Origin of the sequence: Roseateles chitinivorans (assembly GCF_050632235.1) — a bacterium.
Lineage (GTDB): Bacteria > Pseudomonadota > Gammaproteobacteria > Burkholderiales > Burkholderiaceae_C > Roseateles > Roseateles chitinivorans_A.
In genome coordinates, this window is the sequence record NZ_CP192584.1 from 1,166,785 (window position 1) to 1,190,642 (window position 23,858).

The 23,858-nt window shown below is 69.3% G+C and carries 20 protein-coding genes and 1 pseudogene; 16 read left to right on the top strand and 5 right to left on the bottom strand.

All coding sequences use genetic code 11. From position 1 onward, the window contains the following. Nucleotides 1–83: 83 nt before the first annotated feature. The 7 genes from htpX to ACQ859_RS05280 all read left to right on the top strand — a co-directional run bounded on the left by htpX (nt 84) and on the right by ACQ859_RS05280 (nt 6,771). Nucleotides 84–929 carry a zinc metalloprotease HtpX gene (gene htpX, locus ACQ859_RS05250; protein ID WP_431264867.1) on the top strand — a complete coding sequence of 282 codons (846 nt, stop codon included), beginning with the start codon at nt 84–86 and terminating at the stop codon, nt 927–929. Nucleotides 930–1,077: 148 nt separating this feature from the next. Continuing rightward, nucleotides 1,078–1,542, top strand: coding sequence for a hypothetical protein (locus ACQ859_RS05255; protein ID WP_431264868.1), 465 nt, complete (start codon nt 1,078–1,080; stop codon nt 1,540–1,542). A 135-nt stretch (nt 1,543–1,677) separates the two neighbouring features. Then, nucleotides 1,678–2,457 carry a head GIN domain-containing protein gene (locus ACQ859_RS05260; RefSeq protein WP_431264869.1) on the top strand — a complete coding sequence of 260 codons (780 nt, stop codon included), beginning with the start codon at nt 1,678–1,680 and terminating at the stop codon, nt 2,455–2,457. A gap of 100 nt (nt 2,458–2,557) precedes the next feature. Then, complete coding sequence (locus tag ACQ859_RS05265; RefSeq protein ID WP_431264870.1) at nt 2,558–3,304, top strand: AzlC family ABC transporter permease; 747 nt, start codon at nt 2,558–2,560, stop codon at nt 3,302–3,304. Continuing rightward, on the top strand, nt 3,301–3,630 hold the full coding sequence (locus ACQ859_RS05270) for an AzlD domain-containing protein (protein ID WP_088404647.1): 330 nt from the start codon (nt 3,301–3,303) through the stop codon (nt 3,628–3,630). The genes ACQ859_RS05265 and ACQ859_RS05270 overlap by 4 nt, the downstream gene beginning before the upstream one ends. A 201-nt stretch (nt 3,631–3,831) precedes the next feature. Beyond that, a complete protein-coding gene (locus ACQ859_RS05275; RefSeq protein WP_431264871.1) occupies nt 3,832–5,025 on the top strand; it encodes a phosphoglycerate kinase in 1,194 nt (397 codons plus the stop codon). A 183-nt stretch (nt 5,026–5,208) separates the two neighbouring features. Then, entirely contained in the window at nt 5,209–6,771 is a 1,563-nt protein-coding gene (locus ACQ859_RS05280) for a M48 family metallopeptidase (protein ID WP_431264872.1), read from the top strand. A 129-nt stretch (nt 6,772–6,900) separates the two neighbouring features. Here the strand turns inward: ACQ859_RS05280 and pstS are convergent, their stop codons facing one another. Next, nucleotides 6,901–7,989 carry a phosphate ABC transporter substrate-binding protein PstS gene (gene pstS / locus ACQ859_RS05285; RefSeq protein WP_431264873.1) on the bottom strand — a complete coding sequence of 363 codons (1,089 nt, stop codon included), beginning with the start codon at nt 7,987–7,989 and terminating at the stop codon, nt 6,901–6,903. A 339-nt stretch (nt 7,990–8,328) separates the two neighbouring features. Here pstS and ACQ859_RS05290 point away from each other — a divergent pair, with 339 nt between their 5' ends. The 3 genes from ACQ859_RS05290 to ACQ859_RS05300 all read left to right on the top strand — a co-directional run bounded on the left by ACQ859_RS05290 (nt 8,329) and on the right by ACQ859_RS05300 (nt 13,176). Next, nucleotides 8,329–10,647: an NADP-dependent malic enzyme gene (locus tag ACQ859_RS05290; protein ID WP_431264874.1), complete on the top strand. Its 2,319-nt coding sequence runs from the start codon at nt 8,329–8,331 to the stop codon at nt 10,645–10,647. Nucleotides 10,648–10,943: 296 nt separating this feature from the next. Continuing rightward, on the top strand, nt 10,944–12,374 hold the full coding sequence (gene pyk, locus ACQ859_RS05295; RefSeq protein ID WP_431264875.1) for a pyruvate kinase: 1,431 nt from the start codon (nt 10,944–10,946) through the stop codon (nt 12,372–12,374). A 16-nt stretch (nt 12,375–12,390) separates the two neighbouring features. Further along, nucleotides 12,391–13,176, top strand: a complete 786-nt coding sequence (locus tag ACQ859_RS05300; RefSeq protein WP_431264876.1) for a substrate-binding periplasmic protein — start codon at nt 12,391–12,393, stop codon at nt 13,174–13,176. Nucleotides 13,177–13,187: 11 nt separating this feature from the next. On the opposite strand, the gene ACQ859_RS05305 is transcribed toward ACQ859_RS05300, so the two are convergent. Then, complete coding sequence (locus tag ACQ859_RS05305; RefSeq protein WP_431264877.1) at nt 13,188–14,207, bottom strand: STAS-like domain-containing protein; 1,020 nt, start codon at nt 14,205–14,207, stop codon at nt 13,188–13,190. Between the two features lie 409 nt (nt 14,208–14,616). Between ACQ859_RS05305 and fba the strand changes: the two genes are divergently transcribed. The 4 genes from fba to ACQ859_RS05325 all read left to right on the top strand — a co-directional run bounded on the left by fba (nt 14,617) and on the right by ACQ859_RS05325 (nt 18,390). Then, nucleotides 14,617–15,681 (top strand): class II fructose-bisphosphate aldolase, encoded by a 1,065-nt coding sequence (fba, locus tag ACQ859_RS05310; protein WP_431259488.1) that lies wholly within the window; start codon nt 14,617–14,619, stop codon nt 15,679–15,681. Between the two features lie 98 nt (nt 15,682–15,779). Next, nucleotides 15,780–16,205 carry a gamma-glutamylcyclotransferase family protein gene (locus ACQ859_RS05315; RefSeq protein WP_431264878.1) on the top strand — a complete coding sequence of 142 codons (426 nt, stop codon included), beginning with the start codon at nt 15,780–15,782 and terminating at the stop codon, nt 16,203–16,205. A gap of 127 nt (nt 16,206–16,332) precedes the next feature. Further along, nucleotides 16,333–17,229, top strand: coding sequence for a phosphoribosylaminoimidazolesuccinocarboxamide synthase (locus tag ACQ859_RS05320; RefSeq protein ID WP_431264879.1), 897 nt, complete (start codon nt 16,333–16,335; stop codon nt 17,227–17,229). Nucleotides 17,230–17,382: 153 nt separating this feature from the next. Then, nucleotides 17,383–18,390 carry a hypothetical protein gene (locus ACQ859_RS05325; protein WP_431264880.1) on the top strand — a complete coding sequence of 336 codons (1,008 nt, stop codon included), beginning with the start codon at nt 17,383–17,385 and terminating at the stop codon, nt 18,388–18,390. A 250-nt stretch (nt 18,391–18,640) separates the two neighbouring features. On the opposite strand, the gene ACQ859_RS05330 is transcribed toward ACQ859_RS05325, so the two are convergent. Then, nucleotides 18,641–19,654 carry an extracellular catalytic domain type 1 short-chain-length polyhydroxyalkanoate depolymerase gene (locus ACQ859_RS05330; RefSeq protein WP_431264881.1) on the bottom strand — a complete coding sequence of 338 codons (1,014 nt, stop codon included), beginning with the start codon at nt 19,652–19,654 and terminating at the stop codon, nt 18,641–18,643. 159 nt (nt 19,655–19,813) lie between these two features. Here ACQ859_RS05330 and ACQ859_RS05335 point away from each other — a divergent pair. After that, nucleotides 19,814–20,655 (top strand): annotated as a pseudogene (locus ACQ859_RS05335) (ferritin-like domain-containing protein). 122 nt (nt 20,656–20,777) lie between these two features. Here the strand turns inward: ACQ859_RS05335 and ACQ859_RS05340 are convergent. Then, the gene (locus ACQ859_RS05340) at nt 20,778–21,674 is read right to left on the bottom strand and encodes a LysR family transcriptional regulator (protein ID WP_431264882.1); all 897 of its coding nucleotides are present in this window, start codon (nt 21,672–21,674) and stop codon (nt 20,778–20,780) included. A gap of 104 nt (nt 21,675–21,778) precedes the next feature. Here ACQ859_RS05340 and tehA point away from each other — a divergent pair, with 104 nt between their 5' ends. Then, nucleotides 21,779–22,786: a dicarboxylate transporter/tellurite-resistance protein TehA gene (gene tehA, locus ACQ859_RS05345; RefSeq protein WP_431264883.1), complete on the top strand. Its 1,008-nt coding sequence runs from the start codon at nt 21,779–21,781 to the stop codon at nt 22,784–22,786. A gap of 29 nt (nt 22,787–22,815) precedes the next feature. Here tehA and ACQ859_RS05350 read toward each other — a convergent pair whose 3' ends face one another. After that, nucleotides 22,816–23,760 carry a LysR substrate-binding domain-containing protein gene (locus ACQ859_RS05350; protein WP_431264884.1) on the bottom strand — a complete coding sequence of 315 codons (945 nt, stop codon included), beginning with the start codon at nt 23,758–23,760 and terminating at the stop codon, nt 22,816–22,818. Nucleotides 23,761–23,858: the final 98 nt, after the last annotated feature.

Consider the following 23,858-nt stretch of genomic DNA (forward strand, 5'->3'; position numbering starts at 1 on the left):
GTCACGTGGGACATCGGGACGGTGTACCGTTCCGGTGGATTTCCCTTCGCGGCTGTTGCCGCTGTTTTCGAGGAGTGATTGCAATGTTCAACCTGATGAAGACCGCCATCCTGATGGCCGCCATCACCGCGCTGTTCATGGTGATCGGCTCCCTGCTGGGTGGCCAGACGGGCATGCTGATCGCGCTGGTCGTGGCCGTGGGCATGAACTTCTTCAGCTACTGGTTCTCCGACAAGCTGGTGTTGAAGATGTACAACGCCCAGGAAGTCGACGAGCGCAGCGCGCCGCAGTTCTACAACATGGTCAAGGAACTGGCCGAGCGCGCCCAGCTGCCGATGCCCAAGGTCTACCTGATCCAGGAAGACGCGCCGAACGCCTTCGCCACCGGCCGCAATCCGGAGAACGCGGCCGTCGCCGCGACGACCGGCATCGTGCGCGTGCTGTCCGAGCGCGAGCTGCGCGGCGTGATGGCGCACGAGCTGGCGCACGTGAAGCACCGCGACATCCTGATCTCGACGGTCAGCGCGACGATGGCCGGCGCGATCTCGATGCTGGCGAACTTCGCGATGTTCTTCAGCCCGCGCGACAGCGAGGGCCGTCCGGCCAACCCGATCGTCGGCCTCCTGGTGGCGATCCTGGCGCCGATCGCGGCCTCGCTGATCCAGATGGCGATCAGCCGCGCCCGCGAGTTCGAGGCGGACCGCGGCGGCGCGGAGATCTCCGGCGACCCGCAGGCGCTGGCGAGCGCGCTGGACAAGATCCACCGCTATGCCCAGGGCATCCCGCTGGAGACGGCCGAGCGTCACCCGGAGACGGCGCAGATGATGATCATGAACCCGCTGTCGGGCGGCGGCCTCAAGGGGCTGTTCAGCACCCACCCGTCGACCGAGGAACGCGTCCAGCGCCTGATGGCGATGGTCCGCCGCTGAGCGGCAGGGGATGCGCCGGAAACTCGAAACACCGCCTCCGGGCGGTGTTTTTCATTGGATCGAGGGGGTCGGGGTCGGCGGCACAATGACCCGATCCCGCCGGTGCGCTCCATGCGAGCGCCTGTCCCCGGCGGTCGAAAAGGACAGCATGACCGCCTCTTTCCGTTCCCTGACCGTCCCGGCGGCGTTGCTCGGCGCCGCCGTGCTGCTGGCTGGCTGCGATCAGCTCGGCATCGAGGATCCCGCCAAGGTCGCCGCGGCCAAGCAGGCCGAGGGCAAGGCCATCGGCGGCGCCTGTCGCAACGCGCTGCGCGCCATCGAGGACTGCTACGCCCTCAACCCCAAGGCCCAGAAGGCCGCGGTTTACGACGGCTGGCGGGAGATGGACGAGTACATGCGCGAGAACAAGCTGGAAGGCACGCGCCCGCAGGTCGCGAATCCGCAGGCCAGCCGGCCCGCCGCGGCGGCGTCCGACGAGGAGGAAGAGTCGCCGCGCTCCGCCAAGGGGCAGGTCGGCGAGAAGGCCGCGGACAAGCCGGCCGAGAAGACGTCTGACAAAGCGTCTGACAAAGCGTCGGACAAGGCGCCGGACAAGGGCAAGGGCGGGCATTGAGCGGCCGTCGGGGCGTCCGGCGCATCGGTCCGCCGTGCAGCTGATTCCCTGGATGGTGCAGTTCGTCACCGCCCGCTCGCGCGACCGGGACGTCGCGACGAAGATACGATCATCCGAAAGATCAGGAGATCGCTCATGACCACAACGTCCCACCGCGCCACCCGCCGTCTGTTCGCCATCGCCGCGCTGAGCCTCGCGTCCGTGGGCGCCGTCGGCACCGCGCACGCCTGGTCGCTGAGCTTCGGCAGCTCGCAGCGCATCGAAGGCAATGGCGACGTCGCCGCCGACGCCCGCGATGTCGGCGCGTTCGATGCGGTCGCGCTGTCGGGCGACTTCAAGGTCCTGGTGCGCCAGGGCTCGGCCGACAAGGTCGAGGTCAGGACCGACCGCAACCTCTTCACCTACATCGAGACCAAGGTCGTCGACGGCAGCAAGGGCCGCACGCTGGAGATCTCGCCCAAGCGCGGCTACAGCCTGAACGCCCGGGGCACGCCGACCATCACGCTCGACATGCGCCAGCTGCGCGGCCTGTCGATCTCCGGCTCGGGCGACATCCGCGTCGAGGCGATGAAGACTGGCAACCTGGACGCCAGCATCGCCGGCAGCGGCGACCTGCGCGTGCAGGGCCTGGACGCCGACCATGTGACGCTGCGCGTCGCCGGCAGCGGGGACATGTCGTTCAACGGCAAGGCCAACGCCTTGTCGGTGACGGTGGCCGGCAGCGGCGACGTCAAGACCCGCGAGCTGGTCGTCGACGAGGCCAAGGTCAGCATCTCCGGCAGCGGCGACGTCACCGTGGCGCCGACCCGCAAGCTGGACGTGCGCATCGCCGGCTCCGGCGATGTCGGGTACGTCGGCAGCCCGGAGATCAGCATGTCCAACGCCGGGTCGGGCTCGGTGCGCAAGCTGAAGTGACGGCCTGACGCGGCGCCCCGGGCGCTGTGTGGACGCCCCTCACCGCGACGGCGGGCGAGGGGCGATTCGTTTCTGCACCGCGCAGACGACAATCGCGCCCATGGCGGAAGGACTCTCGGCGCTGGTGCGCCACCCGGAATTCAAGCGCGGCGCGAAGGAGATGCTGGGCATCACCCTGGGCATCTCGGCCTGGGGGCTGGTGACCGGCGTGGCCATGGTCAAGAGCGGCCTGGGCGTGGGCCTCTCACTGCTGATGAGCCTGGCGGTCTTCGCCGGCAGCTCGCAGCTGGCCGCGCTGCCGCTGCTCGCCAGCGGCGCGCCGCTGTGGGTGCTCTGGGCCACGGCGTTCTGCGTCAACCTGCGCTTCGTCATCTTCAGCGCCCAGTGGCGCCTGTACTTCGGGCCGCTTCCGCGCACGCAGCGCCTGCTCATCGGCTACTTCGCGGCCGACCTCAACTACGTCGCCTTCCTCAAGCGCTTCCCCGACCTGCAGCCCGATCCGGACCACCAGCTCCCCTACTTCTGGGGCGGCGTGGCGACCAACTGGTTCGCGTGGCAGATCCCGGCCATCACCGGCATCCTGCTCGCCGACCGCATCCCGACGAACTGGGGCCTGGGCTTTGCCGGCGTGCTCGCGCTGCTGGGGCTGAGCTACTCGCTGCTGAAGGACCGCAACACCTGGATCTCGGGCGTGGTGGCCGGCTGCGCGGCGGTGGCGGCGTATGCGCTGCCGCTGCGGCTCAACATCCTGGTGGCGATCGCCGCCGCGGTGGCGGTCGGGCTGCTGATGGAGAAGTGGCTGCCGCCGGCCGGTCCGTCCGACTCGTCCTCCAGGAGGTCCGCATGAGCGTGTGGGAGGCGGTGCTCGGCATCCTCGGCATGGCGGTGATCACGATGGTCACGCGCAGCTTCTTCATGATCCCGGACCGAGAGATCCCGCTGCCGCAGTGGGTCCGGGACGGGCTGCGCTACGCGCCGCTGGCGGCGCTCGCCGCGGTGATCGTGCCGGAGATCGTCATGACCCAGGGCGAGCTGATCCACACCTGGAAGGATGCGCGGCTTTACGCGGCCGCCGTCGGCACGGCCTACTTCTTCTGGAAGCGAGGCATCCTCGGGACCATCGTCAGCGGCACCGCGGTGATGCTCGCGCTGAGGATCGGCCTGGGCTGGTGAACAGGGCCGCGCCCGGCCCGGGGATCGGACTGCCGAGGCCTCGGGTCGCGGGTTTCAGCGGCGTTCCGTAACCCGCTCGGACACGGGTCGCCGTCACGCGGCTGTTAAGCTGCGGCCCGATTTGCCGGGCTTCGCGCGCTGCTTCTCCGCCACGCGCGCCAGCCCCGGCGCACCGCTTTCCAACTACTCGAAGCTCATCCCATGAACGTCCTGCGTTTCGCCGATCTGATCGCCGCCGGCAAGGTGGCCGACCAGCGCGTCTTCATCCGCGCCGACCTGAATGTGCCGCTCAACGACGCCGGCCAGATCACCGAGGACACCCGCGTCCGCGCCTCGATCCCCGCGATCGAGATGGCGCTGAAGGCCGGTGCCGCGGTGATGGTCACGTCTCACCTGGGCCGCCCGACCGAGGGCGAATTCAAGCCCGAGGACTCGCTGGCGCCGGTCGCCAAGCGGATGGGAGAGCTGCTCGGCCGTGACGTGCCGCTGGTCGCGAACTGGGTCGACGGCGTCGACGTGAAGCCGGGTCAGGTCGTGCTGCTCGAGAACTGCCGCGTCAACAAGGGCGAGAAGAAGAACAGCGAGGAACTGTCGAAGAAGATGGCCGCGCTGTGCGACATCTTCGTGCACGACGCCTTCGGCACCGCGCACCGCGCGGAAGCCTCGACCTACGGCATCGCGCAGTTCGCGAAGATCGCCTGCGCCGGCCCGCTGCTCGCCGCCGAGATCGACGCGATCACCAAGGCCCTGGCCAATCCGAAGCGCCCGCTGGTGGCGATCGTGGCGGGCTCCAAGGTCTCGACCAAGCTGACCATCCTGAAGTCGCTGTCGGCCAACGTCGACGGCCTGATCGTCGGCGGCGGCATCGCCAACACCTTCCTGCTGGCGGCCGGCCTGAAGATCGGCAAGTCGCTGGCCGAGCCCGACCTGGTCGGTGAAGCCAGGGCCGTGATCGAGGCCATGAAGGCGCGCGGCGCCGCGGTGCCGATCCCGGTGGACGTGGTGACGGCCAAGACCTTCGCCGCGGACGCGCCGGCCACGGTGAAGGCCGCGACCGACGTCGCCGACGACGACCTGATCCTGGACATCGGCCCGAAGACGGCCGCACTCCTGGCCGAACAACTGAAGGCGGCCGGCACGATCGTGTGGAACGGTCCGGTCGGCGTGTTCGAGTTCGACGCCTTCGCCCACGGCACCGAGACCATCGCGCGCGCCATCGCCGAGTCGGACGCGTTCTCGATCGCCGGCGGCGGCGACACGCTGGCGGCGATCGCCAAGTACGGCATCGAAGACCAGGTGGGCTACATCTCCACCGGCGGCGGCGCCTTCCTCGAAGTGCTGGAAGGCAAGACGCTGCCCGCGTTCGAGATCCTGGCCAAGCGCGCGCAGGGTTGAAGACCCTCGCTACCGCCTCTGCCCTTCTTGCCCCCTCTCCCGCTTGCGGGAGAGGGCAGGGGTGAGGGCCAGCGGCGGTGGCAGTACAGCAGTCGCGCGGCGGCTGGACATCGAGGGCGCCGTCGAGCGCCCTTTTCTTCGACCCGGTCCCACGCAGGACTCGGGCGCAGAGGGAGGAAGATCATGAGCGACATCGACGGCGCGGCGCCCGCGGCGCACGGCACGGAGACGGGCATCGCGCCCGTCTGGCTGGCGCTGGCCGCGCTGGCGGCGTCGTTCTTCCATCAGCTGATGCTGCTGGTGCCGGCGGCGCTGGTGACGCTGGCGCCGGCCGCGGTGTTCGACAACTGGCTCTTCTGGGGCGCGGGCGTACTGGGCTTCGTGCTGATGGCCTGGCTGGCGCAGCCGAGCCGGCACGGATCGACGCAACACCTGAGCCGCGAGCAGGCGCCGCGGCTCTACGCTCGCGTCGACGAGATGACCGATGCCATCGGGGCTCCGCGCCTTCATGCGATCGCGATCGACAACAGCATCAACGCCGGGGCGCTCGAAGAAAATCGCGGCGTCTCGCTGCGGCCGACCCGGCGGGTGCTGATCCTCGGCCTGCCGCTGCTGCGATTGCTGGACACCGCCGCGGCGGAGGCCGTGATTGCACATGAGCTGGGGCACTTCTCGCGCCGGCATGGGCGGCTCGGGCATTGGCTCTATCGCACGCGGGCGGCGTGGACCGCCTGGGCCGCGAGCGTTCGCGAGGATGAGGACGACAGCAGTCCCTGGGATCGCGCCGGTGCGAACTTCGCGGAGCTCTTCCTCCCGTGGTTCAGTCGCGCTTCAGAGGCGCATTCGCGACGCTGCGAATTCGAGGCCGATGCGCTGGCGGCGCGGTGGGCGTCGCCGGAGGCGTTGGCGCGTGCGCTGCTGTTGATCGAGATCGCCGTCATGCGCCAGGGCGATGCGTCCACGACGCTGGACCTGGATGCACTGCGCGCCAGCGCCGAGCCGCCCGCGCAATGGGCCGACGAGCCGGTCCAGGAACTGATCGCGCGCCCGCCGACGCCGGAGGAAATCGCCGAAGCGCTGCGCCATCGTCAGCCGCAGGGCAGTCATCCGCCGCACCGCCAGCGGATGGAGGCGCTCGGCGTGGCCGGTGAGTCGCTCAATCTGCGGCCACCCGCCTGGGAAGAGAGTGCCGCCGCCCAATGGATGGGCGGCGTGTGGCCGGAACTCTGTCAGGCTCAAGGGCCGTGGGCAGGCGCCGCCGAGCGCCTGAGCTGGGCGATGGCGCATGAGGCGTTGGTCGGGCTCGATGCGGACAGCCAGCCCGTGCTATCGGAATTGCCGGAGTTGCCGGAGTTGCCGGACGAAGCCGCTTGGCGTCGTCTCCATCGCCGGCAAGCCCAGGCCCAGGCGGCGATCGAGCACGGACGGGTTCAGCCTTGCGATCTCGCGCCATCGCAGATCGAGGCGCTACGCCGGGCCGTGTCGGTCAACTCGACCATCGTGCAGGCTTGGCTTTTCGACGTGCCGGTCGAGCCGTCGACTGTGGCCGTCGTGCTGCGCATCGATCCGGAGCGGATGATCGCGATGAAGCTCACCCTCGAGCAGGTCGCGACGACCTTGGCGTTGACGATGAGACTCGTGCTTCCAGCGGGACGCGACTGGATGCCGCGCTTCAGCTACATGACCGAGGGACTTCCACCTGAACTGCAGGCGCGCGTCGACGCGACGCCTCGACTGAAGGGCTGAATGGCGTACTGCCTCGGCCGCTGGCCCTCACCCTCGCCCTCTCCCGCAAGCGGGAGAGGGAGTGAGAATGCACCGAGTTGACCGGACGGCTCCAGATTCCCCGAACCGCTTCGGATTGACCGGAGGGATTCAGATCCCCAGGTAGGCCGGCAGCTTTCCGTCGGCCGGCTTGACCGCCGCGAAGCGGGCGGCCAGCTTGGACTGCAGCGCGACGGGCAGCGGCGCGAAGCCGGTGCCGCGCGTCAGGTCGTCGCCGTGCATGAAGCACCAGTACAGGAAGCTCATCACCGGCGCCGCGCCGACGCTGGTCGTGGGCGTCGCGTCGATCAGGATGAAGCTGGTCATCGTGATGGGCCAGCTCTCCGCGCCGTCGCGGTCCATCAGCGAGGCCAGGTCGTCGCCCTTGCGCGAGAGGTCGCTGTTGGCGATCGCGGACTTGAAGCCGGTCTCGCCTGCGGCCACCCATTGGCCGGCCGCATTGCGCAGGCGCACGCCGTTGAGCTTGTCGCGCTGCACGCGGTCGTAACTCACATAGGCGATCGTGCCGGGCGCCGCCTTCAGCGCCTTGGCCATGCCGTCATTGCCCTCGGCCGCCTCGACCTCGCCGGGCCACTTCGGCTGCGCGTTCGCGCCCACGTCCTTCGCAAAGGAGGGCGACACCGCGCTCAGGTACTTCGTGTAGCCCTCGGTCGTGCCGGACTTGTCCGCGCGCACGATGCGCTTCACCGGCAGCGCCGGCAGCGCGACGCCGGGATTCAGCGCGGCGATGCGGCCGTCGTTCCACTTCGCGACGCGGCCCAGCATCAACTCGGCGAGCAGGTCGCCGGTGAGCTGCAGACGGCCTTCCGGCACGCCCGGCAGATTGACCACCGGCACGATGCCGCCGACCAGCATCGGGATCTGGACGAGCTTGCGCTTGGTGAGTTCTTCCACCGCCAGCGGCGAGTCGCTGCCGCCGAAGGCCACGCCGCGCGCGGTGATCTGCTTGACGCCGTCGCCGGAGCCGGTCGGCTTGTAGGTCACGGCCTGACCCTTGGTCTTCTCATAGGCCGACGCCCACCGGCCGTAGACCAGCGAGGGGAACGAGGCGCCGGCCCCGGCGACTGCCGCGGTCTGCGCGAACAGGGTGCGCGGTGCGGCGAAGGCGAGGGTGATGGGGAGGGTAGCAGTCAGGCGAAGCAGCGCACGGCGCTGCGAAGCAGGGAAGGAGGCAGGCACGGCGTGGGGGCTCGAAAGAGGTAGTCGACAGCGGGGCGCATTTTAGTGAGCACGTTCTTCGCACGCCGTGATGGACGTCCGGGTGGCCGCACTTGCGGACGGATATAGGGAGCTTGCTCCAACTTGCGGGCAAATCCCGATGCGGATTCCATCGCGGGCATCGGCGATTGCCATCTTTGCATGGGAGTTAAAGCTGAATTCATCGCGCCGCCGGAGCCGGAGGATTAAGCTTTGCGCCCCCCAGGCCCCATTACCGCGCGGTTACGGAGGCGCGTTGTCGCGCCGCGAAGACCGCCACCCACAGGGCGCCGGGCCCCATTCATCGCGACGGAGATTTGCATGACCGACAAGAACGACGACCTCGACCTGAGCCCGGCCGAGGCCGCACTGCGCGAGGCGGCGCGGGACTACCACCGCTTCCCGACGCGCGGCAAGATCGCCGTCACGCCGACCAAGCCGCTCGCGAACCAGCGCGACCTGTCGCTGGCCTACTCGCCGGGCGTCGCCTATCCCTGCCTGGACATCGAGCGCGATCCGTCGCTGGCCGCCGACTTCACCTCGCGCGGCAACCTCGTCGGCGTCATCACCAACGGCACCGCAGTGCTGGGCCTGGGCGACATCGGCCCGCTGGCCGCCAAGCCGGTGATGGAAGGCAAGGGCTGCCTGTTCAAGAAGTTCGCCGGCATCGACGTCTTCGACATCGAGCTGGCCGAGCGCGATCCCGACAAGCTCGTCGAGATCATCGCGGCGATGGAGCCCACGCTGGGCGGCGTCAACCTCGAGGACATCAAGGCGCCCGAGTGCTTCTACATCGAGAAGCAGCTGAGCGCGCGCATGAACATCCCCGTCTTCCACGACGACCAGCACGGCACCGCGATCATCTCGAGCGCGGCGCTGCTGAACGGCCTGGAGCTCGTGGGCAAGGACATCGGCGCGGTGAAGGTGGCGGTGTCGGGCGCCGGTGCCGCGGCCATCGCCTGCCTGGACGTGATGGTCGGCCTGGGCGTGAAGCGCGAGAACGTCTTCGCCGTCGACTCCAAGGGCGTGATCCAGAGCGAGCGCGCCGATGCCGGCAAGCTCGACGAGTCCAAGCGCCGCTATTGCCAGATCACCTCGGCGCGCACGCTGGCCGACGTCGTCAAGGACGCGGACGTGTTCCTGGGCTGCTCGGCCGCCGGCGTGCTGACCGCCGAGATGGTCAAGACGATGGCGCGCCAGCCCATCATCCTGGCGCTGGCCAATCCCGAGCCGGAGATCCGTCCCGAACTCGCCAAGGAAGCTCGCCCCGACTGCATCGTGGCGACGGGGCGTTCGGACTATCCGAACCAGGTCAACAACGTCCTGTGTTTCCCGTACATCTTCCGCGGCGCGCTGGACTGCGGCGCGACCAAGATCACCGAGGCGATGAAGCTCGCCTGCGTGCGCGAGATCGCCGAGCTGGCCAAGGCCGAGACGCCGCCGGAAGTCGCCGCCGCCTATGCGGGGCAAGACCTGGCCTTCGGTCCCGACTACATCATCCCCAAGCCCTTCGACAGCCGCCTGATCCTGCGCATCGCGCCGGCCGTGGCCAAGGCCGCCGAGGAGTCCGGCGTCGCCACGCGTCCGATCCAGGACATGGCCGCCTACCGCGAGCAGCTGTCGCGCTTCGTCTACCAGACCGGCATGTTCATGCGTCCGGTCTTCGCCGAGGCGAAGGCCCATCCCGCCCGCGTCATCTACGCCGAGGGCGAGGATGAGCGCGTGCTGCGCGCGGTGCAGGTGGCGCTGGACGAAGGTCTCGCCAAGCCGACGCTGATCGGCCGTCCCGAGGTCATCGCGATGCGCCTGAAGCGCGCCGGCCTGCGCATCAAGCTGGGCGAGGACGCGCTCGTCATCGACCCCGAGAACGACCACCGCTTCCGCCAGTACTGGGAGGCCTACCACCAGGTCATGGGCCGCAACGGCTTCACCCCGGAGATGTCCAAGTCCGCCGTGCGCCGCTCCAACACGACGATCGGCGCACTCGCGATCCAGCTAGGCGACGCCGACGCGATGATCTGCGGCACGGTGGGTCGCTTCGACTCGCACCTGGAGCACATCCAGAACCTGATCGGCCTGAAGCCGGAGGTCTCCAACTTCGCGACGATGAACGCGCTGATGCTGGAGCAGCGCACGCTCTTCATCGCCGACACCTTCGTCAACGAGGATCCGACGGCCGAGCAGCTCGCCGACATCGCCTGGCAGGCGGCCGAGGAGCTGCAGCGCTTCGGCCTGCCGCCGAAGGTGGCCTTCCTGTCGCACTCGATGTTCGGCAGCAGCAAGCGCGCGTCGGCGGTCAAGATGCGCCGCGCCCGCGACCTGTTCGCCGCCGCGTATCCGACCATCGAATGCGACGGTGAGATGCACGGCGACGCGGCGCTGTCCGAGGACGTGCGCAACAACTTCCTGCCGGAGTCGACCTTGTCCGGTTCGGCCAACCTGCTGGTGCTGCCGACGCTGGACGCTGCGAACATCCTGTTCAACGTGCTGAAGGTCGTTGGCGGCCAGGGCGTGACGGTGGGGCCGATCCTGCTGGGTGCCAAGCGCCCGGTGCACATCCTGACCCCGTCCGCGACGGTGCGCCGGATCGTCAACATGACGGCGCTGGCGGTGGCGGACGTCAAGGCGGCGAAGGTCTGAGCCTTGCTGGGAGGTGGCATGGCCACCCCCGGCGAGGAGGGTGACGCGAGGCGCGCGGAGCGCGCTTCCACGACTGACTGGGCGCAGACTGTCTGAGGGCAGCGAGCCGAAGGCGAGCGGACCGAGTTGGGCGCCCCTCGCGACGCCCGAGTCGCCGGGGGTGGACATGCCGCCGGGCGCCCGGTCCAACGACTGGAGCCGTTGGAAACTCCTCCGTAACTCGTGGAAACTGTTCCGATGTCGTTTTGGCGGCTCATAATCGACCGCTGTAACTAAATTTCAGACAGAGACAAGACATGTCCCGTGCCACCAAGATCGTCGCCACCCTCGGTCCCGCCTCGTCGTCCCCCGAGGTCCTGGAAAAAATGATCCAGGCCGGCGTCGACGTGGTGCGGCTGAACTTCTCGCACGGCAAGGCGCAGGACCACATCGACCGGGCCCGCATGGTGCGTGAGGTCGCCGCGCGTGCCGGCCGGCAGGTGGCCATCATGGCCGACCTGCAGGGTCCGAAGATCCGCGTCGGCAAGTTCGAGAACGGCAAGATCGAGCTGATCAACGGCACGCCCTTCGTGCTGGACGCCGACCGCACCGAGCCCGGCAACGAGATGGTCGTGGGCCTGGACTACAAGGAACTGCCCCGTGACGTGAAGCCCGGCGACACGCTGCTGCTGAACGACGGTCTGCTGGTGCTGACGGTCGAGTCGGTGCGCGGCTCGCAGGTGCACACCATCGTCAAGCAGGGCGGCGAGCTGTCCAACAACAAGGGTATCAACAAGCAGGGCGGCGGCCTGACCGCGCCCGCGCTGACCGGCAAGGACATGGAGGACATCAAGACGGCGATGTCCTTCCAGTGCGAATACCTGGCGGTGAGCTTCCCCAAGAACGCCACCGACATGGAGATGGCGCGCCAGCTGGCCAACGTCGCCGGCGAGCCGTACCGCCACAAGCCGGGGATGATCGCCAAGATCGAGCGCTACGAGGCGATCCCGCACCTGGAAGCGATCCTGAAGGCCTCCGACGGCATCATGGTCGCCCGCGGCGATCTGGCCGTGGAAGTCGGCAACGCCGCCGTGCCCGCGCTGCAGAAGCGCATGATCAAGATGGCGCTGGAACTCGACAAGGTCTGCATCACCGCCACGCAGATGATGGAGTCGATGATCGTGAACCCGGTGCCGACGCGCGCCGAGGTCTCCGACGTCGCCAACGCCGTGCTCGACGGCACCGACGCCGTGATGCTGAGCGCCGAGACCGCCGCCGGCCGCTTCCCGATCGAGACCATCCAGCAGATGGCCGCGATCGCGCTCGAAGCCGAGAACGCCGAGTTCGTGACGCTGGACACCGACTTCGCCAACCGCCAGTTCGGCCGCATCGACCAGTCGATCGCGATGGGCGCGCTGTTCACGGCGCACCACCTGGGCTGCAAGGCGATCGTGGCGCTGACCGAGTCCGGCTCCACCGCGCTGTGGATGAGCCGCCACCGCATCCACGTGCCGATCTTCGCGCTGACCTCGCAGGTGCTGACGCAGCGCAAGCTGGCGCTGTACCGCAACGTCACGCCGCTGCTGATGCCCAACTTCAACGACCGCGACGAGGCGCTGAAGGCGGCCGAGGACCTGCTGATCGAACGCGGCGTGCTGATGCCGGGCGACACCTACGCGATCACCTGCGGCGAGCCGATGGGCTACCCGGGCGGCACCAACATGCTGAAGGTCTGCCGGGTCGGCTGACCTGCGGAGCGCGCGCGTGACCCCGCTGCGTCGCCGCGATCTGCTGATCGGCGGCGCCGGCGCGGCGATGGTCGGGACCGTGCTCGCGCAGGGCGGCGGCGCCGGTGCCGCCGGTGCCGATTCAGCGCCCTGGTCCGTCGTGGACGACCAGACGCCGGTCCGGCTCGCGGTCAGCGAGCAGACCCACAAGCCCTTTGTCCTGCCGCTGCTCAAGCAGATCGCCGAGGCCGCCGGCCTGCAGTGGGAACTGCTGTTCCTGCCCTGGCCGCGCGCGCTGCTGGGCGCCCAGCTCGGCCAGCACCTGGTCTTCGGGCTGTCGCGCAACCCGGCGCGGGACAAGCTGTTCGCGTACAGCCAGCCGGTCTTCGTGAGCCGAGGCTGGCTGGTCGTGCCGAAAGCGAAGCCGATCCGGTTCGACCGGCTCGAGGACCTGCGCGGCCACGCGTTGTGCGTGCCGCGCGGTTCGACCTATGGCCCGGCCTTCGAGGAAGCCCGGCGGCAGCAGCTGTTCCGTGTGGAGAACGGCGGCAACGACCTCGGCGGCCGTGCGCGCATGCTGGCGATCGGTCGCTGCGACGCGATGCTCGCGACCCACCGTGGCAGTGCCGCCGCGCTGGAACGACGCCTGCGCGCGCTGCGCACCGGCGTGCCATTCCAGGTGCTGCCCAAACCCGTGGTGGAGGAGGGCATCCTGTTCGCCGCCGCCAAGGGCAGCGAAGCCGCCGCGCTGCTGCCGCGGCTGGACGAAGCGGTCGCCCGCAGCCGTGCGGCGATCCAGGCGCTGGTCGACAGCGCTCTCTGAGCGCGCCGGCCTCAGCTGTTGCGCGCGGCCTGCACCAGCGCGGCGATGCGCGGTGTCATGTTCAGGGGCACGAGCTCCACTTCCTGGTGCGCACGCGCGAAGACGCGGAAGAGTTCATCCGCAAACGCATGTCCGACGTCGGTGACGCCGTCGAAGTCCACCTCCGCGCGCTTGAACTGCGGCAACCGTGCCGCGACGCGACGCGCCTGTGCGCGCGAGTCCAGCATCTGGCCCGCGACCACGACCAGGTTGAGCATCACCCGCGTCTGGTCGAAGGCGATGCCGGTGCCGTCGACGCTCCACTGCTCCAGGACCTGCTCCAGCGTGCGCTTGCTTTCCAGCGACATCGCCATGTAGATCGAGCTGCCCTGGCGCGGCAGGCCCTTGCCGTCCTTCCATGCGTTGCCTTCCCAGGCGCGGCGCTGGAAGGCCTTGCCGTTGGCATGGATGTCGAAGACGTCCGCCAGCTGCGAGCTGAAGAACAGCCCGCGCCCGGTGTGCGCCTGCGGCTGCGTCGTCAGCCGGCCCTTGCTGAGCTCCAGCATCGCGTGGCGCGCGTCGGTCAGCTCATAGGTGTCGCGGATCTTGTCGAAGACGCCGCAGCCGTCGTCCGATACCAGCAGCTGCGCGTGCGTCGGCGTCTGTCGCAGCGACACGGTGACGCTGGTGCCGCCGCTGTGGTCGATGGCGTTGTTCACCAGCTCGGTGAAGCCGTGCTGGATCATCCGAGCGACATGGCGCGGCAAGGCGAAATGGGGCGCGTAGTCGCGCTGCCAGACCACGTCCTCCATCAGCCCGTGCAGCGTGTAGCTGCGCGCCACCTGCCGCAGCGCGCCCGGCCCGAACACCGGCCGGCGGGCGGTGCCGGAGCGCGTCAGCCAGTGGGCGTCGACCAGGCGGCGCAGCGCGTTCAGCGTGGCGCGGTGGCTGGCGCCGGTGCGCTCCTCGACGAAGGCGGGCAGGTCGAGCGAGTGCTCGTTGGCGGCGGCGGTGATCCAGAGCGTCAGCTGATCGATCGCGAGGCGGGTCATGAAATTCCTGGAAGCGGCGGTCGCGCGGGCGGTCCTCGCCACCGGCGGCGGGGCAAGGCACGGCGCTTGCTCCGACGGGCCGGGACGCCCGGGCGACAGCCTACCGGCCGCTTCCGCCGCCGCGCAAGCGAAGAGACCCCTGTCCGGGGGAGCCCGGGCGCGCGGATGCGGTCTGCGCCCGTGCGCGCATTCTCACCAGGAGGCCGGCCAGGGGGCGCGGTCCCTGGGCGAGGATGCCGCAGGGGCACTGGTATGGCACCAGTTTGGGGGAGCCCCAGGTTGGTTACAGGGCCCGTCATGGGGGCTGGCTAGAATCCCGATCAGTTACGGCGCGGTTACGGCGAGGTCGACGACGAAGTTCGGCGCCCGCCCGCGGCCACAGGATTTTTCACTATCTCGGAGAACTCTCATGGCACTCGTCTCGATGCGCCAGCTGCTGGATCACGCGGCCGAACAGGGCTACGGCATTCCAGCGTTCAACGTCAACAACCTGGAGCAGGTCCAGGCCGTGATGGCCGCCGCCGACGAGGTCGGCGCCCCGGTGATCCTGCAGGCCAGCGCCGGCGCCCGGAAGTACGCCGGCGAAGCCTTCATCAAGCACCTGATCCAGGCCGCCGTCGAGGCCTACCCGCACATCCCGCTGGTGATGCACCAGGACCACGGCACCAGCCCGAAGGTCTGCGAGGGCGCGATCAACCTGGGCTTCGGCTCGGTGATGATGGACGGCTCGCTGAAGGATGACGGCAAGACCCCGTCCAGCTTCGACTACAACGTGGACGTGACCCGCCGCGTCGTCGAGATGGCGCACAAGGTCGGCGTCACCGTCGAGGGCGAACTGGGCTGCCTGGGCAACCTCGAGACCGGCGACGCGGGCGAGGAAGACGGCATCGGCGCCGACGTCAAGCTGGACCACAGCCAGATGCTGACCGATCCGGAAGAAGCCGCCGTGTTCGTCAAGGCGACGCAGCTGGACGCGCTGGCCATCGCCATCGGCACCAGCCACGGCGCCTACAAGTTCTCGCGCAAGCCCACCGGCGACATCCTGGCGATCTCGCGGGTCAAGGAGATCCACAAGCGCATCCCCAACACCCACCTGGTGATGCACGGCTCGTCGAGCGTGCCGCAGGAACTGCTGGCGATCATCAACCAGTACGGCGGCCAGATGAAGGAGACCTTCGGCGTGCCCGTCGAGGAGATCCAGGAAGCGATCAAGCACGGCGTGCGCAAGATCAACATCGACACCGACATCCGCCTGGCGATGACCGGCGCGGTGCGCAAGTTCCTGTTCGAGAACCCGGACAAGTTCGACGCCCGCGAATGGCTGAAGCCGGCCCGCGAAGCCGCCAAGCTGGTCTGCAAGGCGCGTTACCTGGAGTTCGGCTGCGAAGGCCAGGCCCCGAAGATCAAGCCGCGCAGCCTGGTCGACGTGGCCGCCGCCTATGAGCGCGGCGAGCTGGCGCAAGTCGTCCAGTAAACGCCGGACGCGTCAGAACGTCTCCGAACGGACCGGCCTCGCGCCGGTCTTTTCATTGCTGCACGCCCACCTCCGCACTCGTCTCTGGGGATCTGCTCATGGCACATGCGTTCACCTACGGCACGTTGATGTGGCCGGACATCATGGCCCGCGTCTGCGGTCCCGACGCCGAGCCGTCCGCGCCGCCGGTGTCGGCCACCCTGGCTGACCATGTGCGCCATCCGGTGCGCGGTCACGATTACCCCGCGATGATCCCGGCGCCTGGCCATCAGGTGGTCGGCCGGCTCTACCTCGACGTGCCCGAGACGGCGTGGGAACGCCTGGACCGCTTCGAGGGCGAGGACTACGAACGCCACGAGGTGCTGGTGACGCTGGCCGACGGCAGCTGGCAGCGGGCCTGGACCTATCTCTTCAAGCCGCAGGCCGCTGCGCGGCTCGATGACGGGGATTGGGACGAGACGCGCTTCGAGCGCGAGGGCAAGGCGCGCTTCGTGTCGCGCTACGTGGGCTTCACGTCGCTCTAACTCGTTCGGGCGGATTCCGGAGCGTCCTGAAGCGTCCTGAAGCGGATGGACGGGGCGCCGCGGACGGCGGGGTTTCCTGTGCCGCCTCTAGAATCCCGGCTTTGCCGTTCCGTCCGACCGCACACCCATGACCGCCGCCCTGCACACCTCGTCGATCACCTCCCTTCCCCTCATCGCACGCGGCAAGGTGCGGGAGAACTACGCGGTCGGCGACGACCGCATCCTGATGATCGCGTCGGACCGCATCTCGGCCTTCGACGTCATCATGGGCGAGCCCATCCCGGGCAAGGGCGCGCTGCTGACGAAGATGGCGCTGTTCTGGTTCGACAAGCTGGACGGCATCGTCCCCAACCACCTGACCGGCGACGATCCGCTGTCGGTGGTGACGGAGGCGGAGAAGGCGCAGGTCCGCGACCGCGCGATGCTGGTCAAGCGCCTGAAGCCGCTGCCGATCGAGGCGGTGGTGCGCGGTTACCTGGCCGGCAGCGGCTGGTCCGAATACAAGGCCAGCGGCAAGGTCTGCGGCGTCGAGCTGCCCGCCGGCCTGCAGAACGCCAGCAAGCTGCCCCAGCCGATCTTCACGCCCGCGACCAAGGCGGAGATGGGCGACCACGACGAGAACATCGACTTCGAGCGCTGCGCGGAGATCATCGGCCGCGACATGGCCGAGCGCGTGCGCGACATCGCGATCCAGCTCTACCAGCGTGCCGCGGACATCGCGCTGACGAAGGGCATCATCATCGCGGACACCAAGTTCGAATTCGGCCTCGATGCCGACGGCACCCTGACGCTGATGGACGAGGTGCTGACGCCCGATTCCTCGCGCTACTGGCCGGCGGAGAGCTACGCGGTCGGCAGCAACCCGCCGAGCTACGACAAGCAGTTCCTGCGCGACTGGCTGGAACAGGCGACGGTGGACGGCCAGCCCTGGGGCAAGGTCGCGCCGCCGCCGGCGCTGCCGGAGGATGTGATCGCCAACACGTCCGCGAAGTACCAGGAAGCGCTCGACCGGCTGACCCGCTGAGGCCGGCATGCACGACGCTTCAGCCCCGCCTGCCTCCGCCGCGACCGCCGCGGCCCCCTGGTCATCAAGTCGCGGCTGCTGAAGCAGCTGGACAAGGACATCGCCGCCGCGACCTCGCCGACGGCCTCGGCCGCGGCGCGGGCCAAGCGCGCGATGCTGCTGGCGCGTCACGGCGCGGTGGGCGAGGCGCGCGAGGCGCTGACCGCGCTGCATCAGCTCTCCTTCCAGCATCCGCATCCGGAGATCGGCGCGTGGCTGCACATGGCCGAAGGCCTGATGAGCTATTACAACGGCTTCGTCGCGCAGCAGGCCTGGGACCGCATCCAGCGCGCGCATGCGATCGCGGGGACCGCGCCGGCGCACATCGAAGTGCGCGTGCTCGCGTCGGCCTGGCTGGCGCAACTGGCCTTCATCCGTCACGACCCGGTGGCGCTGGTGGAACACGCGAAGCGCTGCCTCGACGAGGCGCCGCCCGAGCACAACGTGGCGCTGGCGCGCGTCGCGATGACGATGGGCCTGAGCTGGCATTACGCCGGGGACAACGCGGCTGCGCAGCGCTGGTACATCCGCGCGCGCCGCCATGCGTCGGTGGAGGGCGATGATGCGTCGCTGTCCGCATTGATGTTCAACATGGCCGGCATGCGGGCCTCGCAGCTGCGGCGCGAGAGCCTGGCGAGCCAGTCGTGGCGCGGGTCCGAGCTGATGCTCTCGGTGGACTCGGTCCACCACTTCGACGAGGCCGTCGGCGCGCAGATGATGACGGAGCTGACGCCGGTGCTGCGCGCGCAGGTGCTGACGATGCAGGGCGGCTTCGACGAGGCCAGACGGCTCTACGAAGAGCACCTGCCGCAGGCGATGTCGCTGGGGCTGGAGCGTCTGGGCAGCAGCCTGCTGTCGGACCTGGCCTGGTGCCGGGCCAACCTCGGCCAGCACGAGCACGCGCTGCACCAGGCGCGCGAGGCCGAGATCGAACTCGATCCGGATTGCGAACTCGACGACCGCGCGATCACGCACAGCCGGCTGGCGCAGACCTTCCGCCTGCTGGGCGAGGCGGCCGATGCGGACCGGCATCAGGCGCTGGCCGACGAGGCCTGGCGGGAGTTCGCCGAGCAGCAGCAGCAATGGCGCGATCTGCTCGCGGGCAGCGAGCTTCAGGCCTGAAGGGAAAGTCTCTGCGAGAGTGGAAGAAGGCATCAGCACTTCCACCGCCGCTGGCCCTCACCCCTGCCCTCTCCCGAAAGGGGAGAGGGAGCAAGGGCTACCGCTGATTTCGTTTGACATGGGGGCTCCTCCCGCTAGCGGGAGAGGGAGCAAGAGGAGCAGGCGCTGCGAGAAGAGCCGGTCGGACTCCCTCGCCCGCTTGCGGGAGAGGGTGGGGGTGAGGGCCAGCAACCTCGGCAGGCAGAAGACCTCAGCGCATCGACGCGAAGCGCTTGGCGACGAAACGCCAGATCATCGCCGTCGCGTCCGGCCCGTTCGGATCGCTGAACGCTTCCTTCGCGGGCCCGCCGCTCCACGCATGCCCGAGGCCGTCGATCTCGACGAGCGTCGCCGCGACGGTGCTTCCACGCTTGAATTCGACGACCGTCATCGGCAACCGCTTGCCGCGTTGCAGCCGGCGATCGCGCACGGTGGCGGCGCCCGCGGCGAGTGCCCACTGGCGCGCGGCCTCGAACGCATTGGACGCCGCCACGACGGAATCCTTGTTGCCCTGGATCACGAGCAGCGGCGGCCATGCCGCGCCGCCTTCGATCGCGGCGGCCGGGGCCTTGCCGCGCATCGCGCGCAACGCCGTCGTCGCTGAACCGGACAGCCCGGGCGGCACCCCCGAATGCATCGCGACGGCCTGGAAACGCTCGGGATGCATCGTCGCCAGCAGCGCAGCCATGCCCGCGCCGGCAGACAGCCCCACGATCGCCACACGCGCGCGATCGGCGCCGTGGAGCAGGCAGACCTGATCGATCGCGGCGAGGATCAGCGCCGCCTCGCCCTGCGCGCGGCCGGACTCGGTGTCGAACCAGTTCCAGCAGCGTTGCGGATTGGCGAGCCGGCTCTGCTCCGGATACAGCACCAGGCAGCGCTCGCGCGCGGCGACCCGGTTCATCCGCGTGCTGCGCGCAAAGCCCGCCGGATCCTGTCCGCAGCCGTGCAGCATCACGATCAGCGGCGGGCGTTCGCCTGCTGTGAGCCCCGCTGGCCGGAAGAGCCGGAAGCGCCGCATGCCCGCGCGCCCGGTCGCCAGGCCGGACAGCCAGTCGCCGAGACCGGGCGACGGATGTGGCGGCGTCTTCGCCACCCCTGGCACGACGTCCTGCGCAGCGCTCCGGGCGGCCTTGGTCGCCGCGCGCATGACCTGACCCGTCACGGCGCGCAGGCCCTTGTTCCAGGCCTTGCGCAGGGCGGTGGTGGAGGAGCGTCGGGCCATCGGGGACGTCGGTGGATGGGCCCATTCTGAGGCCAGTCCATGTCGGCGCGGCGATCCCTACCCTTTGACACAACGATGCGGGGCCATGCGGGGCCTTAACGCCGCGTGGACCCGGGTCCTGTTGGAATGACACGCACACGGATTGCCGGACCTTGCGACATGACCGTTGTTCCCCCGACCCCTTCACGTTGGTCCTTGCAAGACCTGGACCTCTCCCGCATTGAGCCTGAGCGCGTGCGCGGGCACGATGCGCTCTTCCTGCTCGTCTGCAGCGCCTCGTTCATCGAGAGCGGCAGCGACATGTACACGCGCAACCTGATCGAACATTTCGCCGACGATCCCGAGGTCGCCGCATGGCTGCGCGATCACTGGGAGCCGGAAGAGCTCCAGCATGGCGCCGCGTTGAAGGCCTACGTGCGGCACGTGTGGCCCGGTTTCGACTGGGAATCGGCCTACGCCGGCTTCTTCGAGGAATATGCGCGGCTGTGCACGATGGACGAACTCGAGCCCACGCGCGGCCAGGAGATGGTGGCGCGCTGCATCGTCGAGATGGGCACGACGACTTACTACCAGGCCTTGCACGAGGCCTGCGACGAGCCGGTGCTGCGCGACCTCTTCTGGCGCATCCGCTGCGATGAGGTGCAGCACTACAAGAACTTCTTCGCCTTCTTCCGCAAGTACCGCGAGATCGAGGGGCTGCACCGCGGCCAAGTGCTCACGGCGCTGGTGCGTCGCGCGCTGGAACTGCGCAAGGAGGATGCCTCGATCGCGTTGAGGCACGCGGTGAACGGCCGCCTGCGCACGGGCGGCGTCGATGGGGGCCTGCGCCCATCGCCGACGCGGAGCGGCTGACCGCGGAGGCGATCCGGCTCGTCAGCTCGAACATCCCGATGGGTCTCGCGGTCCGCATGACGCTGAAGCCCCTGCTGCTTCGTCCCGGCGTGCAGCGTGTCGTCGAGCGCCCGCTCGCTGCCCTCGGCCGTCGCGTGCTCCTGACCTGACGCACGCCGAGGCCCGCGTACACGGGTCTCCGTGGGGCCGGAATGGGGCTTGGGGTCCCTGGAGGGATGCCCCATGCCCCGTGGAGCGCCCGCGCCAGGCCTCACGCAGTCGTTCCCGGGACTCAGCCTCGCAGCCGCTCCACCGCCAGATCGATGAACGCCCGTACCTTGCGCGACGCTCTCAGTCCCTGATGCTGCAACGCCTGCACGGGCACGGCCGGCGGCGCGTGCTTCGCGAGCACCTCCACGAGCTCACCTGCGGCGAGCTGTTCCTCGACCATGTACGACAGCACGCGCGTGATCCCGAGGCCTTCGCTCGCCGCGACGATGGCGTGGTCGTTGCTGTTGGTCGCGAGCCTGGCCCGGACCGGCACGGCGACCGTGGCGGCGTCGACACCCGACCCGGCGCGGAACTTCCACTCCGAGCCGGGTTCCACGCCCGTCGCCGCGATCAGCGTGTGCTGCGCGAGATCCTTCGGCTGCCTGGGCGTTCCGTTCCGCTTGAGATACGCCGGTGACGCGACCGCCATGCGCCGCACCGTGGTCAGCGGCGTCGCGTGGAACGAGGCGTCAGGCAGATCGCCGATGCGGATCGCCACGTCGACGTCTTCGTTGAGCAGATTCACGTTGCGATCGATGAAGCGGCATTCGACCTCGGTCTCGGGATACTGCTTTAGGTAGTCGAGCACCACCGCGTTGAGTCGCAGCCGCCCGAACATCACCGATGCGCTGACGACCAGCTTCCCTTTCACCGCGCCGTGCGTGCCGCTCGCGGCCTGCTCGATCTCCTGCAGCTCGCCGAGCACACGCCGGCAGTCCTGCGCGTAGCGCTCGCCGACCTCGGTCACCTTGACCACGCGCGTCGTGCGCACCAGCAGCCGCACGTTCATCGCGGCCTCGAGCTCGCTCACCGCGCGCGTCACGACCGGCGCTGAAACGCCGAGGCGCCGCGCCGCCGCGGAGAACCCGCCATCCTGGACGACGGCCACGAAGAGGGTCATGGCATCGAGCTTGTCCATGTGTTGTCCGATCCGGCAAATGCCATGTCACAGCCGCAGCGATTCTCACTCTACAGTCCGCTCGTCCGACCGCTTCCCCGGTCGTCGTGCGCAGGAGCACCCCGATGAACGCATCCCGATGGGCGGTCCCCGCCTCCTACTTCAGCATGGTGCTGGGCCTGACCGGCCTGGGCAACGGCTGGCGCGTCGCGGCGCGCCTGTGGGGCTTTCCCGCGTGGATCGGCGAGGCCGTCATGGCGGTCGCCGTGACTGTCTGGGCGGTGCTGCTCCTCCGGTTCGCGGTCAAGTGGATCGCGGTGCGCGAGGCCGCCAAGGCCGAGGCCGCGCACCCCATCCTGTGCTGCTTCATCGCCCTGGTGCCGGTGGCGACGATGCTCGCCGGCATCGGCGTGCTGCCGCACGCGCACGGCGCGGGGACGGTGATCATCCTCGCCGGCGCGGCGGCGTCGCTGCTCTTCGGTCTGTGGCGCCACGGCGGCCAATGGCGCGGCGGTCGCGACGAGAAGACCACCACCACGGTGCTCTACCTGCCGACGGTCGGCGCCAACCTGGTGTCCGCGATCGCGATGTCGGCGCTCGGCTGGCCGACGTGGGGCCAGCTGTTCTTCGGGGCCGGCGTGCTGGCCTGGATCGTCCAGGAGTCCATCATCCTGGGCCGCCTGCTGACCGTCGAGCCGATGCCCCTGGCGTTGCGGCCGACGGTGGGCATCCAGATGGCGCCGCCGGCGGTGTCGCTGCTGGCCTACGCGGCGGTCACCACCGGTCCGCCGGACATCGTCGCCCGCATGCTGCTGGGCTACGCGATCGTGCAGGCGCTGATGGTGCTGCGGCTGATGCCTTGGATCAGGCAGCCGTTCACGCTGTCCTATTGGGCGTTCACCTTCGGCGCGACCGCGATCTCCACCGGCACGATGCGCTTCGCCGAACGCGGTGACGATCCGGTCTTCACGACACTCGCGCCGGTGCTCTTCGCAATGAGCAACCTGGTCATCGTCGGGCTGTCGATCGCGTCGGTGCTGTGGGTGGTGCGCGCGAAGCCCGCACCAGCAAGCGCAGCGATGGCACCGGCACCGGCACCGGCCGGGCCGACGGGCCGCGCGCCGATGCGCTGAACATCGGGGCGTCTCGACGGCCCTGCGATTCAACGCCGATCGTCGAACGGCGCGAACACCTCCGCGACCCAATCGACGAAGAGCCGCAGCTTCGCGCTCAGGTGCCGCGACGCCGGGTAGACCACGTGCAGCGGGTGACGCGGCCGGGTCCAGTCGTCGAGCACCGTGCGCAGCGCGCCGGTCTTCAGGTGCGGCGTGACCGCGAAGCGGAAGGTCTGGCCCAGTCCCGCGCCGGAGAGCAGCGCGCTGAGGTGCGCGGTGCTTTCGTTGACGGCCATCACGGCCTCGCCGGCGATCTGCAGGTGCTCCTCGCCGCGGTGGAACTCCAGCGGAAACGCCCGGCCCGTCAACGACGAGAAGTAGCCCGCGATCGCATGTCCCGGCACGCGGGAACGGTCCTCCGGCCCATGGGTGCGGGCGATCAGCTCCGACGGATGCCTCGGGACGCCGCGCGCCTTCAGGTAGACCGGGCTCGCGCAGGTGACCCAGTCGAGGTCGGCGATGCGGCGCGCCACCAGCGTGTTGTCCGCGAGCTCGCCGCCGCGGATCACGCAGTCGACGCCTTCGCCGATGAGGTCGACGGGACGGTCGCTGACGCCGAGGTCCACGTGCAGCTCGGGGTGCCGCGCGCGGAAGTCGGGCAGGGCGGGGATCAGGATCATGTTCGCGAGCACCGAGCCGATGTCCACGCGCAGCCGGCCTCGCGCCTGCGCGCGCGTCTGCGCGGCGAGCTCGTCCATCTCCGCGAGGTCCTCGATCAGGCGCCGCGCGCGCTCGTAGTACGCCGCGCCTTCGGGCGTCACGCTGACGCGACGCGTCGTGCGTTGCAGCAGCCGCGTGCCGAGGTGGCGCTCCAGGTCCTGCACCAGTTTCGTCACGGTCGGCCGCGGAATGTTCATCGCGTCCGCGGCCTTCGAGAACGCACCCGACTCGGCGATGCGCACGAAGACGCGCAGGGCCAGCAATTGATCCATCGATCTCTCCCCAACGTCGCCAGGCATCGCCGCATCAGGACGACGCCGCCCTCGCGACCACAGGGCGATTATTCATGAATGGAAAAAAGAAGTCGGGA